Below are 16,113 nucleotides of genomic sequence, written 5' to 3'. Positions count from 1 at the left end.
CTCATGCTACGAAGCGAGGTTTTCCGAGCTGTTTCGCACTCTTTAGAGCTGCGTTAAAACCCAATCCAACCGCACGACCATACCTACCAAAACAAACCAGTCCCTTTTTGACAGGTTTTGACGATGTCCGGACGAGCGGGTATTATCGAACAGATATTCGATAAGAACATGTGTTTGATGGGAGGACGCGTGGGGCACGAGCGTCACACCTATATCTGCATCGACCTCAAGACGTTTTACGCTAGCGTCGAGTGCGTCGACCGCGGACTCAACCCGCTCACCACCAACCTGGTCGTTGCCGACGAATCGCGCGGGCGCACGACCATCTGCCTCGCCATCACACAGGCCATGAAGGACTTAGGGATTCACAATCGCTGCCGTCTGTTTGAGATTCCCGACGGCATCGACTACATCAAAGCCGCACCGCGCATGCAGCACTACATGGAAGTGTCGGCGCAAATCTACGGCATCTATCTGGAATACGTGAGCCCGCAAGACATTCACGTCTATTCAATCGACGAATGCTTTATCGACGTGACGCCCTATCTAGACCTCTACCATACCAATGCCAAAGGCTTTGCCTGCATGTTGCGCGATGAGGTCCTCGCGCGCACCGGCATCACGGCGACGGTCGGCATCGGCCCCAACCTATTCCAGGCCAAGGTAGCGCTCGATATCACCGCCAAGCACGTACTCAGCCGCATCGGCATACTCGACGACGAGACCTTTCGCAAAGAGATCTGGCCCCATCGTCCCATCACCGATATCTGGGGCATCGGCCCCGGCGTGGCAGCACGACTCGAAAAGTATGGCGTCTACGACCTGATGGGTGTCGCCGCACTCGACGAGAACCTGCTCTACGACGAGCTCGGCGTCAATGCCGAATATCTCATCGACCACGCCTTTGGGCGCGAGCCGACAACCATCGCCGATATCCAAGCCTATCGCCCACAAGCAACTTCGACCACCACAGGACAGGTGCTCTCGAAGGGTTATGCCTACGAGCAAGCCTACACCGTCTTGCGCGAGATGGTCGACAACGCCGTGTTGGACTTGGTCGATAAACACGTGGTCTGCGACAGCATCTCGCTCTTTGTGGGCTACGCGAGCGAGCGAGCCGACATACGCCGCCTCGACGCCAGCGGTACAGCGCAATATGTGGACGGATGCGGACACCTGCGCTCGAGCACATCGAGTATCGAACCTACCGCAACCGCCGGCCCCGAGCTCGCGCCCCGTGCTCCCAAGCCCGTCCAGAGCGATGACGAACGGCGCCGCCTGGTGCGCGAAGCGCAGGCAATCGATGGCATCTTTGTGGGAGAGCATGGCGGCAAACCGCGTGGTGGCTATGCCGCACTCTTTGCGCACTCCAATGCCTCGCGAAAGCTACCCGAGCGCACCAATTCGTTCAAGAAGATCATGAGCTATTTCGATGAGCTCTGGGCGCAAACTGTCGATCCCAAACGACCGGTCAAGCGCATCAACCTGGGATTTGGCAACCTCATGCCCGAGGAATTTGCCACCATCGATCTGTTTAGCGATATCGAGGCCGATGAGCGCGAGCGCGACCTGGCGCGCGCCGTCCTGGCCGTGAAAGGCAAGTACGGCAAGAACGCGCTCGTCAAGGGATTAAGCTTTACCGCCGGCGCCACCGCGCGCGAACGCAACGACCAGGTTGGAGGACACCGTGCCTAAGCCCAAACAACAGCCCGTGCGCCCGCCGACCGCCTTCGAGCGCCTGGCGGACCCCGAGGGCAGACGCCGCGTCGCCGACCCCAAGCTCACTGCCAACGGTGCCGTGCGCGCCAACCGCGCCGCACAGTTTATGCCCTTTGCCGCCCTCACGGGATACTACGAACTCGTGCGCAAGCAGGAAATCACCGTCGAGCAAAAACGTGAGCTCACGGAAGAAAAAGCCCTCGAGCTTTCGCAAAAGCTCGAGGGCCTCAAACGCGGCGACTTGGTGCGCGTCACCTATTACGATACGTACGGCTATCGTAGCCGCACGGGCATTCTCGACGAAGCGTTACCCGCATTCAAGCTGCTCAAACTCAGGGATATCGCCATCAACTTCGACGATATCCAGGACATTGAGCTACGCGGACGAGCCTAGCGACGAGAACGCTTGCGCAAGACGAGAGCAATGCCAAGCACTGCGGCAGCTGCAACCAGCAATCCCAAGACCAGCGTGAGGGTCGAGTCGCCAGCGCGAGGCAGCGAGCCGTCCTTCGGAGTCTTCTTAGCGGTCGTCGTGACGGTGGTCGTGGTGCTGCTCGACTGGTCGTTGCCACCCGTCTGGCTGCCGCCAGGCTGATCGCCGCCACCCGGCTGCGAAGGATCGGTGGGTTCCGTCGGATCCGGAGTACCGGGATCAACCGGATTCTCCGAATTCTCCTTGCGTTGGATCCAGACCTGGCAACCATAGAACGGGTTGGCGGTACCAAGGCACAGACCCTGGTTGGTCACCGCAAAGGTGCGCAGACCATGGTTATACGGATCGTTAAAGCCATTGGTCGTCAGCGTCGTAAAGTTCACGCCGTCCTCGGTCACATACATATCAAAGCCGCGCTCGGCATCGCGCAGGTAACACATGCACGTAAGGACACTCTGCAACTTCTTGAGGTTCTCCTCGCTCAGCAGCTTATCGAGCGCATCCTGAATATCGCTCGGCAGCTCGGTGCCATAGGCATCCTCGTACTGCTGCTTAAGGCTCTCATAGCTATCGAGCATGTCCTGATACTGGTCGGCAAAGGACTTGAAGTACGCGATCTCGCCATCGATCTTCTGGACATAAGCGGCGTCGTCCTCAAAGTCCTGGGACATCGTCGCGGCCTGATCGCAAAGACCGCCCGCGGCATCCTCCAGCGCATCGCTCAGATCGCCAAAGCCCTTAGCAACCTCGGTCTTCTCGTCATCGACATCGACGGCCTTGTTTGAATCATCAACCTCAGCAGCTTCGTTCGAATCATCGACCTCGACGGCCTCGTTTGAATCATCGTCCGCAAGCGTGTTCACGGGAACGATGGGGTCGTCAGGCGATTTCTTGTCGAGCAGGTGATCGAGCAGGTCCCTAAGGCGCTGAACCTGAGAGTCCCACTCCTCGGGCGTCATATCGATAATGTCGCCATTGGAGAACTGGCCGATCGGCTCAAGCAGGCTCGCGGTATCAAAGGTACCGATATACAGCTTGCCGTCGAACTTCTGCATGCGCCAAATGTACTGGTTCTCGTTTCGGCCAAAGCCCGAAGTCAGGCCGGAAATACCGCCCTCGGGGAACATGTCGGTGCGATCGCCAACGACGAGCTCCATGTTCTCGTCCTTGTCCATGCGATAGATGTTAACCGACTGCCCAAGATTGGCATTCACAAACGAGCAGTCAACGCCACCCATGCTGCCCTTGCCGCCCTCTTCGGTGTTGGATTTGTTGAACAGGATGCGCTCGAGGGCAATCTCCTCGTCGTTGTATTCACCGATATAGAGGTAGTCGTTGTAGACGATGAGGTTGGCAGCGCCAGAACGGGTACGGGCAGGATCGATGCCAAAGCAGTACTTTGCACCGTCCGTCTTCTGATCGCCGACAATGGGAGTCCACGAATAGCTGCCGTCGGCATTCTTGTCGCCACGGACCATGGCAAACGACTGCATGGAATTATCATCGGGAGCGTTCTCGGGCGTACCGGTGCAGATGGTCGCATAGAGATGGCCATTGTACGAGACCATATCCCAAATGGCGCCGCCGTAGATGCTGTCCTGATAGCGAATCGCCGGATAGCCAAACAGCGTCTCCGAGTTGGCAATCTCGGTGAAGCTGTCCTGGCCCTTCGAGGGGTCAGACGACGTCAGGATTGTCGACACAAAATTACCGTTCGCGTCTTTACCCACATTACTGATGACGAGCTGGCCATCATGGACGCACATGCCGCGGATACCGGTAGAAATGCCCTGCTTGTAGGCAGCACCGTAATCCTGCATGCTCGAAAGGCCCTGATAGACAACTTTGTACTCATCCGTCTTAGGATCGATCTCGTATACAGCAGGCAGGCCGCCTTTGCCGTCATTGGTCCTGACGCTGCCGCAGAAATAGAGCTTACCCTTATAGCTCACGGCATTGCGGAACAAAGGAGCGACGCCGTTGAGCGATTCAGAGAGTAGCAGCTTGGTCTCACCGGTCTTGGTATTGATCTTGACCAAGATGCCGCCGCTGTCCTTGTCGGCCGTGCCGTCCTCCTTCTGCTGTCCATAGAAGAAGGTACCGTTAAACATGGCCTCCAGCGTCAGGCGCATGGTTTCGACATCAAAGGAATCGCCCAGCGTGCTGTTCATGAGCGTCAGCGTGTTGCCCATCGCCGCATAGCAGGTGCCCACATAAAGCCAGTCACCATAGCTCGCAGCCGCCCAAGTGTAGCTCTGGCCGCGATCGCCTTCGTTGTTGGCCGTATTACCATCGGCGCCCGGAACGGCAACGGCACCGTTACCCTGGTAGTCGACGATGCCATCCGGCTGCGACGTTCCTACCGTAGGATGCGAGAGCTTCTCAAAGGAATACCCATTTCCCGCATTGTAGGTAACGGCACCCGATGCGTCTTCGGCGTGCGCCGGCAGCGGCGATACCAAGATAGCGGCAAGCGCTGCCACCAAGCCAAGTGTTCCCACTCGTCTCATAAGGTTATAGCCTCCCCTGTCCTAAAGCCCAGTTTTAGCATTCTTCATTTCTGTCCACGGTTAATTGCAATCTGAGCACAGCAATAATCAGTGTATAAATATACACCTGTAATTTTTTGGACGGGTTCATAGATGCTCGATTGGTAGCGAATTCCGCGCAAACCGTCACCAAACTCCACTTTTGCCGCATCTAAAGGTTATTTTTGCGCAAATTTTTGGATGCCGATAGTCACAATGGGCAGGAGGCTGGTACCCACCGGAGAGGGCAACGCCTACATTTTCATAACGTAATAGCCCGCACCCCTCACTGCCGTCTCGAGTGTGTCGCGATCAACCGGGCGCTTCGAGCGCACGCGTGCCGTGTGGTCCGCGTACGTTACCGTAGCCCACACGCCATCAAGCGCATTGAGGGCATTCGTCACATTCCGGGCGCAGCCGTCGCAACTCATGCCGCCGATAAGGAGTTCCTCACGATAGGGGTAGTGGGACTCGTCGGTGTCTGCCACCACAACCTTTTTGGCCTTCTTGCCGCTCGCACCATCGCTGCAGCAACTCTTCCCGTGTGTCGAAGCGGCAATGCGACGCAGTCCAAAAAACATGCCGACGGCAATGACGGTCAGCACGATGAGATTCGCAGGGTTGAGCAAGTCACTCATGCGTTCCCCTTTCAGTAGCACTATCTAGATACCCCCATGGGGTGTCCCCATCTTAACCCAAAATCATGTCCGTTCGGTCAATTAGTTTTCCTCTTCAAACTTTTTTGTTGACCATGGCTTACTTTCGTGTATAAGTTTTCCTAGGCTAACAGTTTAGATCCGTAAGGAGCGACGTGACTCGAACCATAGACATCCCAACGTTTCAGGCAGCAGTCGTGCGCAACTGCTCCCCCACGCTCGCGGGCATCAAGCCGGCATCGCTCTTTACCTATCCAGGCACCTACGCCCACGGGGACGGCTCGACCGCAACAGAAACCATCGCAGAACGCCGAGCACGCCTGCTCAACGTTATCGCCCAGTGCAACCGCGAGCTTGACCCGCTTGGCATCCACCTGAGTGTTTTGGTCTGGCGGCCCTGCGGAGCGCTCGTGTACGTGTACCGAGCCAAAAGCCTCACCACCTATTTCGCGGACCCTTGCGCCAAAACGGCGCTCGCCTCGGAAGGCTACGACACGAGAGACCTTTCGACATGCCTTGTGCATTTGGCATCACGCATCACGCTCGCGAGTAATAACGTCGCGGAATGCGCCTGTAGCCAGACTCGATGCGCACTACCCCAGCAAGCTAGCTGCAGCAACGACTGCACCTGCGAGTTTCCGCACGAAATAGGCTACTTCCTAGGATATCCCTACGACGACGTGCACGAGTTTATCGTCCAGCGCGGCGAGAACTATAAGGTCTTTGGGGCCTGGAAGGTCTACGCAAATGTCGAGCAGGCACTTGCGACGTTTGATGCCTACCGCGCCTGCACCCAATACTTCACCTTTGTCTATCAGCAGGGCTACAGCTTGGCGCAACTTGCCCAGGCAACCCGATAGAACATAGAAGCCGTGGCAACCTGCCGCACAACTGAAAGGACTCAACATGAGCAAGATCGCCGTCGTCTACTGGAGCGGCACGGGCAACACCGAGGCCATGGCAAACCTCGTTGCCGAAGGTGCAACCGATGCCGGCGCCGAGGCAGAGGTCATCTCCTGCGCCGACTTCTCCGCAGACAAGGCCGCTGGCTATGACGCTATCGCCTTCGGCTGCCCCGCCATGGGTTCCGAGGAGCTTGAATATGATGAGTTCCAGCCCATGTGGGATGAGGTCAAGGAGACCCTCGGCGACAAGAAGGTCGTCCTCTTTGGCTCTTATTCGTGGGCCGAGGGCGAATGGATGGACAACTGGAAGGCGGACGCCGACGAGGAGGGCGTCAACGTCGTCGATTCCGTCATCTGCTACGACGCCCCCGATGATGAGAGCGAAGCGGCCTGCCGCGCCCTTGGAGCCGAGCTCGCCTAGCGGCAATGAGCTCCGCCCGCAACGCGCATTGCAACAAAACACATTCGCGTCCCAACAAAAACGGGAGCCGGATCACATCCGGCTCCCGTTTTCTGCTATGTCAGTCATATAAAGCGGCTACGAGATATTGCCCAAGAACGCCTTGGTGCGCTCGCTCTTGGGGTGGTCGAAGACCTCGCTCGGCGTACCCTCTTCCACAATGACGCCGCCGTCCATAAAGACGACGCGGTCGGCGACATCGCGGGCAAAGCCCATCTCGTGCGTCACGACGATCATGGTCATACCGTCGTGCGCCAGGTCGCGCATGACGCCCAGAACGTCGCGCACGAGCTCAGGGTCGAGCGCCGACGTGGCCTCGTCAAAGAGCATCACGTGCGGGTTCATCGACAGGGCGCGGGCGATGGCCACGCGCTGCTGCTGGCCGCCCGAGAGCTGGCTCGGCATAAAGTCGATGCGCTCGGCCAGGCCGACCTTGGTCAGCTCCTCGACGGCAATCTTCTCGGCCTCTTCCTTGCTGCGCTTGAGCACCTTCTGCTGCGCGAGCATGACGTTCTTTTTGACTGACAGGTGCGGGAACAAATTGAACTGCTGGAACACCATACCCAGATGCGTACGTACTTTGTTAAGGTCGACGCCCTTGGCGCACACGTCCACGCCCTCAACGACAATCGAGCCACTCGTGGGATGCTCCAGACGATTGATGCAGCGAAGCATCGTCGACTTGCCCGAGCCCGAAGGACCCAGGACTACGACGACCTCGCCCTTGTGCACATCCAGATCGATATCGCGCAGGACCACGTTATCGCCAAAGGCCTTCTGGAGGTTCTTGATGCTGACGACGACCTCGTTCGCGTTATTGGTTTCGCTCATGATAGGACCTCCTTACAGACCGGCGATGTGATCGGCGGGCGTCGCGACAACCTGTCCGGCACTCTTGGTGGGACGCTTCTTTTTGGTTTCGGCCGTGTCCAAAAGCCTCGCCTCAAGACCGCTCACCAAGCGAGCAAGCGGCAGGGTGATGACCAGATAGAACAGGGCGGCAACCACGTACGGTGTAATGGAGCCCGTCGTGGCCACGATGGTACGGGCGTTCATGACGATCTCGACCACGCCCACGGCCGCAAGCAGCGACGTATCCTTGTAAAGCAAGATAAACTCGCTGGTCAGCGTAGGCAAAACATTGCGGAACGTCTGCGGAATCATAACGTAGAGCAGCGTCTGGAAGGCATTCATGCCCAGAGAGCGAGCAGCTTCGTTTTGGCCCTTGGGGATCGATTGAATACCGGCACGGAAGATCTCGCATAGGTACGCAGACGAGTTCATGGCCATGACGATAACGCCCAAGACATAGTCGTCCACCTTGACGCCGGCCAACGGCAGACCGAAGAACGCGATATAGATCTGCAGGAACGCCGGCGTACCGCGAATGATATTCACGTAGATGCCGGCGAGGCAACGCAGGATGCGCGACTTGGAGATGCGCATGAGCGACAGGGCAAAACCGAAGGGAATTGCCAGCGGAAACGCCACAAGCACGATCGAAAGCGACATAAGGAAGCCCTTAAAGACGATCGGCAGGCTTTGGACCAAAATGACCGGGTTCAAGAACAGGCGCAGGAACATATTGGAGTTCCAGGCCTCGACCCACGGCTGCTCCTTAAGATCGGCCAGGAAGTTATCGAAGGCCGTCACGCCCTTGATCTCGACGGAAGGAATTTTTGAAATCTTCTTGGTCGAACCGTCGGCGAGCGTATAGGTGCCACTAAAGGCCTCATCGCCGCCCTCGACGGGAAACGTCACGCCGTAAACCTCGACACGGAAATAGCCGCCGGCAGGCGCCGTCTCGCCAAAATCAATCTTGAGCGTCTGGCCGTCAGCCTTGCACGTGGGCTTCATGGGCGTACGATCCATGAGGTCCTCGCCCGAGAGCATCGTCAATCGCGTGTCATCGGTACCAAACGTCGTGCCGTCGACAAACGTCAGCGAAAGACCGCTCAGCTCCTCATCGGCATCGGCCTGGACCTCCCAGGTAATGCGCGTCTCGGTACCGCCGACCACAGCGCTGCCCGAACCAGTGTTGGGTCGGGCGGTAATCTTTGCGGTCTCAAGCGCCTGGGCGGTCGTGGGCGCATATGCCCCTGCGCACACCAGCGCGAGCGTCACGGCCATGGCGCAGGCTAGCTTTTGAAGCAAGGCGGGCAGTGGAAAACGCTGCTCCGCGGCTCCTTTGTTCAGTCGAGACAAGGTGGCTCCTATCGTAGAAGTTGCCGGCAAAACGAGACGGAAATACTCTCCGTCAAGAGAAGCGCAAAGGCCCTCTCCGCCAAAACGGAAAGGGCCCGCGAGCAATCAAGTAGCTATTTTACTTGATGTTGTACTTAGCCATGAGGGCGTCAACGGTACCGTCGTCGGTCAGGTCCTTGATGGCCTGGTTGATGTCGTCCTTGAGCTTGGTGTTGCCCTGGTTGATGGCGATGGCGTACTCCTCGCCGGTGCTAATCTGCTTAATGGTCTGGCAGGTGTTGAACTGCTCGGCGGTCAGCTGGCTGGCAACAGAGCGGTTGGTGACTACGGCGTCGCCCTTATCGGACTGCAGGGCGCTGAAGCACTCGGTGGCGTCCTTGTAGGGGACAATCTTGGCCTTGGGGAAGTTCTCCTGGGCAAAGGACTCGGCGGTCGAGCCAGACTGGACGATGATGGTAGCATCGGCGTTGTTGAGCTTCTCGCTGTAGTTGTCGGCCGTGATGTCGGTGTTATCGACCTTGGTCACGATAGCCTGATCGTCCATGTAGTAGGAATCGGAGAAAGTGACTTCCTTCTCACGCTCGGGCGTGTCGGTGATAGCCGCGATGGAGACGTCATATTTGGCACCCGAAGCGACGCCCGGAACCAGCGTGTCAAAGTCATTGTTGACATACTCGACATCCAGGCCCAGCTTGTCGCCGATAGCCTTGATGAGCTCAAGGTCAAAGCCCTGATAATCGCCGTTGTCATCCTTGTACTCAAACGGAGCGTACTCGGCAGAGGTGCCGACGGTCAGCGTACCGTCCTTGACGAGCGCGTACTCCTTGGAGCCGTCGACCTTCTCGACCTTAGCGTCGTCAGAGCTGCTGGAACCGGCATCAGAACCAGAGGTGGCGTTGGACGAGCCGCAGCCCGTCAGAGCGAGGGCGAGCGCCATAGCACCCGTGGCGGCAAATGCGCCAAGCTTCTTCAGCTTCATAATCAGTCTCCTTCCAATGACCCCACGTGATTCAGAGGTCTGCAAAAACTGAGGGTTATTATGCACCCGCTTGGAAGAATCTGCAATTAGAAAACTGATTGAAACAAACCCATAACGTGAATGGAGCGCTCCACTTTATGGCAGCCATTACTGCTGCAACGACCTTAACAGTTTGATTTCAGCCGCATAACCTGCAAGTTCGTTCGGTGTCTCCAAGATGAATGGCAATGCGCGCAAGCGGCCATTCGATACAATATTCTGTATAACCTGCATACCGCCGCCAAACTCTTCACTACCCAGGTAGCCCTTGCCGATGCACTCGTGGCGATCCTTATGGGCGCCGCAGGGATTCTTGGAGTCATTGATGTGCACGGCGCGCAGGCGCTCGATACCCACCACGCGATCGAACTCGTCAAGCACACCGTCAAGATCGCGGACGATGTCATAGCCGGCGTCATTCACATGGCAGGTATCTAGGCAAACGCCCAACTTGGCCGACAGCTCGGGGCGCTTGTCGGCAACGCCCTCGATGATTAGCGCCAGCTCCTCAAAGCTGCGGCCCACCTCGGTGCCCTTGCCGGCCATGGTCTCGAGCAGCACCGTCGTCTGCTGGCCCTCAAACATCACCTGGCACAGCGTATCAACAATCATCTGAATGCCGGCGTCGGAGCCCTGCCCCACATGCGCACCGGGATGGAAGTTGTAGTAGTTGCCGGGCAGTGCTTCCATACGCTGCAGATCCTCGGCCATGGCCTCCAGGGCAAACTCGCGCGCCCGCTCCTTAGCGGAGCAGGGGTTATAGGTATACGGGGCATGAGCCACGAGCGGGCCAAAGTCGTTTTGCTCCATAAGCTCGCGCAGGGCCGCCACGTCATCCATGTCAAGGTCTTTTGCCTTGCCACCTCGCGGGTTGCGCGTAAAGAACGCAAAGGTATTGGCGCCAATGGACAACGCCGTCTCCCCCATCGCCCGATAGCCCTTCGTCGTCGAAAGATGACACCCGATCGTCAGCATCTCCAACTCCCCCTCATCAGTTGCGGAAAAATACGGTCTATTGGTGCCTTATTTTGGCGCAAACAGACCGTATTCCACCGCAAGTTATAAAAGGGGCATCAGGGGCAAAGGCCTCCAAGGCATTCCAGGCGCTGGCGCCATGCCCCCGCGCCCTAAAGTTTTAAGCGAATCGCATCGATGATGTGCGCACAGCGCTGCGTGGCGGCAAGGGGCATGACGGGACTCTCGAGTTTCCCCGCCCAGATGAGCTGGGTCGCATGCTGGATTTCGCCGTAGAAATCATCGATCTCAAACGGGGCATTTATTTCTAGCGTTCGACCGTCGGAATACTTCACATGGGCGAGCTCGGGGCGATGGAGACGCTCGATTTCCAACGAGCCTCGCTCACAGACAATCGTTAAGCGGCTTTCATATGTTGCTTTGCCGTCGCACACCATATGAATGGGTATACCGCCGACGCTCATACGGATCTCGTCGGCCCAATCGACGCGGCCGCCTGATACGTCACGCCAGCGAACTTCACGGGATGAAACCTCGCACGCGCCCGCGAGCAAATCCTCAAACCAACCGACCGCATAGCAGCCCATGTCATATAGACAGCCGCCCTGCAACGAATCAAGCAGATAGCCCGAAGGAGGCTCGCCGTAATCGAGCTTTTGCACGCTTTCAATCGAGACAATACGGCCAAGCTCACCCGACGCAAGCAAGTCCTTCACGCGAGTGCGCATCGGGCAAAACCGATTCTTCATCGCCTCCATAAACAGCACGCCGCGCTCACGAGAGGTGGAGGCAATCGAGAGAGCCTCTTCCTCACTCAAAACGGCCGGCTTTTCGCACAGCACGGCCTTTCCGGCGCGCAGCGCGCGACAGGCCCAACGCGTATGCATGCCATGCGGAAGAGCCAAGTAGATTGCGTCGACATCGGGGTCGGCAATCAGCGCGTCATAAGCCGCATTGCCGTTATCGTCGACCGAGACATGGCCATGCGCAGCATCGATCGAAAACACTCGGCAAAATTCCTCGACATGTGCAGGAGTGCGGCCGGCCGCAGCCACCAGCCGTGCCCCGTCGACCTTCTTGAGCGACGATGCAAATCGATGAGAAATGTGCCCGGCGCCCAAAATGCCCCAACGAACCTCACGCGAATCATTACGTAAACCTCGGTCACCCACGATAGTCTCCCATTAGTTGCGGCGAAATAGTTCCTGCTGTTGCCCTATTCTGCCGTAAACAGGAACTATTCCATCACAAGATATAAAAGGATCATGAGGAGCGCGTTGTGCGGAAGGCTTTAAGCACAGCCGTTACGGGGCCAGGCTGGAAACGTCGGCGCACGTCATCGAGACGCTCGGGAATATCGATGTGCTGCGGGCAGTGACGTGCGCATTTACCGCACTTGACGCAATTGCTCACCAGCTTGGGCTCGCTCGTGCGCACCGCGCTCGCCGTAAAGTATTGAGACAGCCCCGTAAACCAGCTGTGCGCGTAGCTCGCGTTGTAAGCGGCAAAGCAGCCGGGAATGTTAATACCCTTGGGACATGGCATGCAGTAGCCGCATCCCGTGCAGGGCACACGGTTCGATTTCTCAAACTCCATCAACACGCGCGCAATCGTGTCGAGCTGGTTGGCCGTCATCGAATTCGGCAACGCGAGGTCTGCCAGTGACGAATTCTCGTCCACTTGCGCGGTATCGGTCATACCAGAAAGCAACATGGTCACCTGGGGATGATTCCACACCCACGAGAGCCCCCAAGCGGCAGGCGTATGCAAATGCCGATCGCATGCACCATCGAGAACAGCGCGCGCCCGCGGAGGCAATTTGCCTGCCAAGCGTCCGCCCAAAAGCGGCTCCATCACAAACACCGCGAGACCTCGCTCGGCGGCGGCCATGAGCCCCGCCGTTCCCGCCTGATATCGCTCTCCAGCGTAGTTGTACTGGATCTGGCAAAAGTCCCACACATACGCATCGAGCATCGTGAGGAAGTCCGCCGCACTGCCGTGGTACGAAAAACCGATCTGGCGAATGCGCCCCGAAGCCTTTTGGCGCGCAATCCAGTCCTCGATGCCCAACGCCACCACACGTTCCCACTGGGCGGGCGAGGTAATGTTGTGCATGAGGTAATAGTCGATATGGTCGGTCCGCAGGCGGCGCAATTGCTCATCGAAGAACCGGTCGAAATCCTCCGCACACTTGCACGAAGCATGCGGCAACTTGGTCGCCAGCAACACCCGGTCACGCAGCCCCAATCGTTCAAGCGAAGCGCCCATGCACGCCTCGTTGCCGGGATAGAGATAGGCCGTGTCCAGGTAGTTAATCCCCTGCTCCACCGCACGGGAGATGATAGCGTCGGCGGTCTTCGCATCGGGGTGTCCCGGCGCACCGGGAAACCTCATGCAGCCCAGACCCAGAGCGGATATTCGGTTACCACTTTTGGGGTCAACACGGTATTGCACGGCCCCTCCCTTCGCCATCAGCGCCCCGGCAAGGCGAAACACAATGGTCACGCAGCCGAAACATCGTGGAATCGCAATCGAGAACGTATCGTAACGCAGCAGAAATCGAGCCGTCACGGCACCGCTTTAACATCAGCAAAAAGCCCGATGAAAGGAGCCGGGCATGACCACGCGTATGTCTTTGCGGTCTGCCCTGCAGCGTAGCGTCCAGGCAAACGTTTCTTTTTTATAACAGCCGCCCCGCGCACCCACCAATCACCCTGGCAGCATACAATCCATCAGGCGCCCCTTACGCGGGCGCCTTTTACATGGGGAGATGATTCACATGCAGATCAACAAGGTCGCTTTTATCGGCAAGGGCGGCGTCGGCCTGCTCTACGGCAGCATGATTGCCAGGGCCCTCGGCAATGACGCCGTCGAATACGTTATGGATGACACCCGTTTTGAGCGTCACGCGGGCGATGCGCTCACTGTCAACGGCAAGCCCTGCGATCTCACGTCCGTCCGCGCCAGCGAGGCGACGCCCGCCGATCTGGTCATCCTGACAGTCAAGACCACCGGTCTCGACCAAGCACTCAAGACTATGGAGCGCGTCGTGGGACCCAACACGCTCATCGCCTCGCTATGCAACGGCATTACGAGCGAGCAAAAGATTGCCGAACGCTTTGGCTGGGAGCATACCGTTCTTGGTATCTGCCAGGGCATGGACGCCGTGTTCCTCAACGGCGCGCTCACCTTTACCAATGCGGGCGAGATCCGCTTTGGCGCGGCGGCCGGCACGGACCCCGCGACCGTCGCCGCTATCGACGAGCTCTATACGCGCTGCGGCATCGCCCATACCGTCGAGAGCGACATTGCGCACCGCATGTGGGCCAAACTCATGCTCAACGACGGCATCAACCAGACCTGCATGGCCTACGGCGGGACCTACGGAAGCGCCACGGAGCCGGGCTCCGAGCAGCGCCGCTGTTTTGTCTCCGCCATGCGCGAGACGCTTGCGGTTGCCAACGCCGAGGACGTTGAGCTGACCGAGGCAGATCTGACGCAAATGGTGCACCTCATCGAGGGAATCGACCCCGCCGGTATGCCCTCGATGGCTCAAGACCGCATCGCAAGGCGCAAAACCGAGGTTGATGAGTTCGCGGGCACCATCTGCCGCCTCGCAGCCAAACACGATATCCAGGCACCGCAAAACGAGTGGCTCTATCGGCGCATCCGCGATATCGAGAAAAGCTGGTAGCGCCGACGCGCCGCATTCAACAGCCTTAACAGCAAAACCGCCGCAAGGGAACCTTTCCCCTGCGGCGGCCTTCATCTTCGTCTATGACCGGCGGCCGATCTCACAACAGTTAGCGTTGCGACCCCGGCACCTCGTCCTCATCGTCGCGGCAAAGAACCACGCCTGCGCTTCCCAGCAGCGTGGCCGCGATCAGCGCGCCGACCACAATAGAGGCAGCCCCACAAGACCCCTGCACACCTGCGACGAGCGCGGCCGTAGGACCAAGGCAACCAAGCGTCAATGCAATGGCGGCAACGGCGATATCTCGAGCGTTCACAAGACCACTTCCTCCACGAGAAAGACCTTATTTCTCATGAACTAGTGTGCCCCGCATCCATACGCCCAGCGTACCGCCACGGTAAGGGCTCTGTTAACTCGAACGCACATAAAGAACGGGCGGCTTTACGTTGCCTAAAAGCTCAGTAAAGACGCCCGCCCATCATGTGCCTATTTTGCTTATGGCAGATTACCAACCGGTGTAGTAGTCGGTGGTTCCGGCAGCGCAGCCGGAGTCATAGACCTTGCAATCACCCTTGGAGCCCGTAAAGGTCGAGCCCTGGGCCATATCGCCCGCGGCAACAACGTAATAGCCGTCGGAATCGCGCCAGAAGCCCTCAGAATCCTGAGTCCATTCGCCCGTGCGATAGTGATAAAGCACATTGCTGCTGTAATAGGTCTCGCGGCGCCCGTTGTAGTTATTGACACCCGCAGAGCGCGTCAGGCCCGATCCGTTCGCGTAGGACGCGGCAGACGCGTAAGGCGGAGTATAACCGGCGTTGTAGTACGAAGCCTGGGCGGCCTCGGCAGCCTCCGCCTCGGCGGCAGCCTCGAGCGCTTCGCACTTGGCATCCTCAAGCGCAGCGCGCAGCTCATCGAGCTCGGTCGACTTGGCGTCGACCTCCCCCATCGTCAACAGGCTACCCGCACCGTCGATGCAACCCTGCAGCACAGCGCGCTCGTCATCGGTGGCATAGTCGCCATACATATTCATGATGATCTGAGCGCGCATCTCCAGGGAATCGCGCTTGGCCTCCATCGAGGCGTTCCACTCCTGCATGGAACCATAACCATCGCCACGATAGTCAACGGGCTGCACCAGCGTCGTCTCGGACGGAGTAGATCCAACCGTATCGGACAGTGTTGCGGCGTGGGCATCAGTTGCACCGGCGCCCGCCAAAAGTGCCACGGTCAGAGCGGCGGAAAGGGCGGCGGTTTTCGGTTTTCGTGAATCAATCCTCATGTAGCTGGAAACCTCCGTAGTGCGTTTTTGCTGCGTTTGAGCTGCGTGTGATTCGATCGCGCTGCATAGTACCCCGAGCAAATCGCGACCTGCGGTTTTACTTAAAAGGCGCACGTCAATTGCGTAAAACTCACATCCTCTCAACAGGAGTTTTCCACAACTCGAATGCATAAAGCGTGTCAAAAACCCTGTTTTTGCACCCTCTCTATGCAAATAAGGCGCCTGTGCAACCATTGTTCGC

General features: G+C 58.2%; 15 protein-coding genes. 5 read left to right on the top strand and 10 right to left on the bottom strand.

The window, feature by feature from the left end; genetic code table 11:
* Positions 1-123: 123 nt before the first annotated feature.
* Complete coding sequence (locus I4W09_RS05645; RefSeq protein ID WP_196032642.1) at positions 124-1,695, top strand: Y-family DNA polymerase; 1,572 nt, start codon at positions 124-126, stop codon at positions 1,693-1,695.
* The gene (locus I4W09_RS05640) at positions 1,688-2,113 is read left to right on the top strand and encodes a hypothetical protein (RefSeq protein WP_271756766.1); all 426 of its coding nucleotides are present in this window, start codon (positions 1,688-1,690) and stop codon (positions 2,111-2,113) included. The genes I4W09_RS05645 and I4W09_RS05640 overlap by 8 nt, the downstream gene beginning before the upstream one ends.
* Here the strand turns inward: I4W09_RS05640 and I4W09_RS05635 are convergent.
* Positions 2,110-4,662, bottom strand: a complete 2,553-nt coding sequence (locus tag I4W09_RS05635) for a hypothetical protein (protein ID WP_196032639.1) — start codon at positions 4,660-4,662, stop codon at positions 2,110-2,112. The two genes, I4W09_RS05640 and I4W09_RS05635, sit on opposite strands and share 4 nt — an antisense overlap.
* A gap of 272 nt (positions 4,663-4,934) precedes the next feature.
* Entirely contained in the window at positions 4,935-5,318 is a 384-nt protein-coding gene (locus I4W09_RS05630; protein ID WP_006234377.1) for a heavy-metal-associated domain-containing protein, read from the bottom strand.
* 173 nt (positions 5,319-5,491) lie between these two features.
* Here I4W09_RS05630 and I4W09_RS05625 point away from each other — a divergent pair, with 173 nt between their 5' ends.
* Together I4W09_RS05625 and I4W09_RS05620 are read left to right on the top strand one after the other, a co-directional pair.
* Entirely contained in the window at positions 5,492-6,196 is a 705-nt protein-coding gene (locus I4W09_RS05625) for a DUF3793 family protein (protein WP_006234378.1), read from the top strand.
* 46 nt (positions 6,197-6,242) lie between these two features.
* Positions 6,243-6,662: a flavodoxin gene (locus I4W09_RS05620; protein ID WP_006234379.1), complete on the top strand. Its 420-nt coding sequence runs from the start codon at positions 6,243-6,245 to the stop codon at positions 6,660-6,662.
* A gap of 117 nt (positions 6,663-6,779) precedes the next feature.
* Here I4W09_RS05620 and I4W09_RS05615 read toward each other — a convergent pair whose 3' ends face one another.
* The 6 genes from I4W09_RS05615 to I4W09_RS05590 form a co-directional block, all read right to left on the bottom strand.
* Complete coding sequence (locus tag I4W09_RS05615; protein ID WP_035138865.1) at positions 6,780-7,532, bottom strand: amino acid ABC transporter ATP-binding protein; 753 nt, start codon at positions 7,530-7,532, stop codon at positions 6,780-6,782.
* 12 nt (positions 7,533-7,544) lie between these two features.
* The gene (locus tag I4W09_RS05610) at positions 7,545-8,906 is read right to left on the bottom strand and encodes an ABC transporter permease subunit (protein WP_230318697.1); all 1,362 of its coding nucleotides are present in this window, start codon (positions 8,904-8,906) and stop codon (positions 7,545-7,547) included.
* Between the two features lie 118 nt (positions 8,907-9,024).
* On the bottom strand, positions 9,025-9,885 hold the full coding sequence (locus I4W09_RS05605) for an ABC transporter substrate-binding protein (protein WP_035138867.1): 861 nt from the start codon (positions 9,883-9,885) through the stop codon (positions 9,025-9,027).
* Between the two features lie 147 nt (positions 9,886-10,032).
* Positions 10,033-10,899: a deoxyribonuclease IV gene (locus tag I4W09_RS05600; RefSeq protein ID WP_035138868.1), complete on the bottom strand. Its 867-nt coding sequence runs from the start codon at positions 10,897-10,899 to the stop codon at positions 10,033-10,035.
* 152 nt (positions 10,900-11,051) lie between these two features.
* On the bottom strand, positions 11,052-12,071 hold the full coding sequence (locus I4W09_RS05595; RefSeq protein ID WP_196032636.1) for a Gfo/Idh/MocA family protein: 1,020 nt from the start codon (positions 12,069-12,071) through the stop codon (positions 11,052-11,054).
* A 91-nt stretch (positions 12,072-12,162) separates the two neighbouring features.
* Positions 12,163-13,353: an aldo/keto reductase gene (locus I4W09_RS05590; protein WP_035138911.1), complete on the bottom strand. Its 1,191-nt coding sequence runs from the start codon at positions 13,351-13,353 to the stop codon at positions 12,163-12,165.
* A gap of 325 nt (positions 13,354-13,678) precedes the next feature.
* Here I4W09_RS05590 and I4W09_RS05585 point away from each other — a divergent pair, with 325 nt between their 5' ends.
* Positions 13,679-14,593, top strand: coding sequence for a ketopantoate reductase family protein (locus I4W09_RS05585; protein ID WP_229090622.1), 915 nt, complete (start codon positions 13,679-13,681; stop codon positions 14,591-14,593).
* 109 nt (positions 14,594-14,702) lie between these two features.
* Here the strand turns inward: I4W09_RS05585 and I4W09_RS05580 are convergent, their stop codons facing one another.
* Positions 14,703-14,909, bottom strand: a complete 207-nt coding sequence (locus tag I4W09_RS05580) for a hypothetical protein (protein ID WP_161115759.1) — start codon at positions 14,907-14,909, stop codon at positions 14,703-14,705.
* A gap of 189 nt (positions 14,910-15,098) precedes the next feature.
* Positions 15,099-15,872: a hypothetical protein gene (locus I4W09_RS05575; protein WP_196032633.1), complete on the bottom strand. Its 774-nt coding sequence runs from the start codon at positions 15,870-15,872 to the stop codon at positions 15,099-15,101.
* Positions 15,873-16,113: the final 241 nt, after the last annotated feature.

Source organism: Collinsella aerofaciens (assembly GCF_015670795.1).
Lineage (GTDB): Bacteria > Actinomycetota > Coriobacteriia > Coriobacteriales > Coriobacteriaceae > Collinsella > Collinsella aerofaciens_Q.
This window is presented reverse-complemented; position numbering and strand designations above follow the sequence as displayed.

Coding starts and splice junctions, on each gene's coding strand:
- I4W09_RS05645 (WP_196032642.1), top strand. CDS start 124: ATGTCCGGACGAGCGGGTATTATCGAACAGATATTCGATAAGAACATG.
- I4W09_RS05635 (WP_196032639.1), bottom strand. CDS start 4,662: ATGAGACGAGTGGGAACACTTGGCTTGGTGGCAGCGCTTGCCGCTATC.
- I4W09_RS05630 (WP_006234377.1), bottom strand. CDS start 5,318: ATGAGTGACTTGCTCAACCCTGCGAATCTCATCGTGCTGACCGTCATT.
- I4W09_RS05620 (WP_006234379.1), top strand. CDS start 6,243: ATGAGCAAGATCGCCGTCGTCTACTGGAGCGGCACGGGCAACACCGAG.
- I4W09_RS05615 (WP_035138865.1), bottom strand. CDS start 7,532: ATGAGCGAAACCAATAACGCGAACGAGGTCGTCGTCAGCATCAAGAAC.
- I4W09_RS05605 (WP_035138867.1), bottom strand. CDS start 9,885: ATGAAGCTGAAGAAGCTTGGCGCATTTGCCGCCACGGGTGCTATGGCG.
- I4W09_RS05600 (WP_035138868.1), bottom strand. CDS start 10,899: ATGCTGACGATCGGGTGTCATCTTTCGACGACGAAGGGCTATCGGGCG.
- I4W09_RS05585 (WP_229090622.1), top strand. CDS start 13,679: ATGCAGATCAACAAGGTCGCTTTTATCGGCAAGGGCGGCGTCGGCCTG.
- I4W09_RS05575 (WP_196032633.1), bottom strand. CDS start 15,872: ATGAGGATTGATTCACGAAAACCGAAAACCGCCGCCCTTTCCGCCGCT.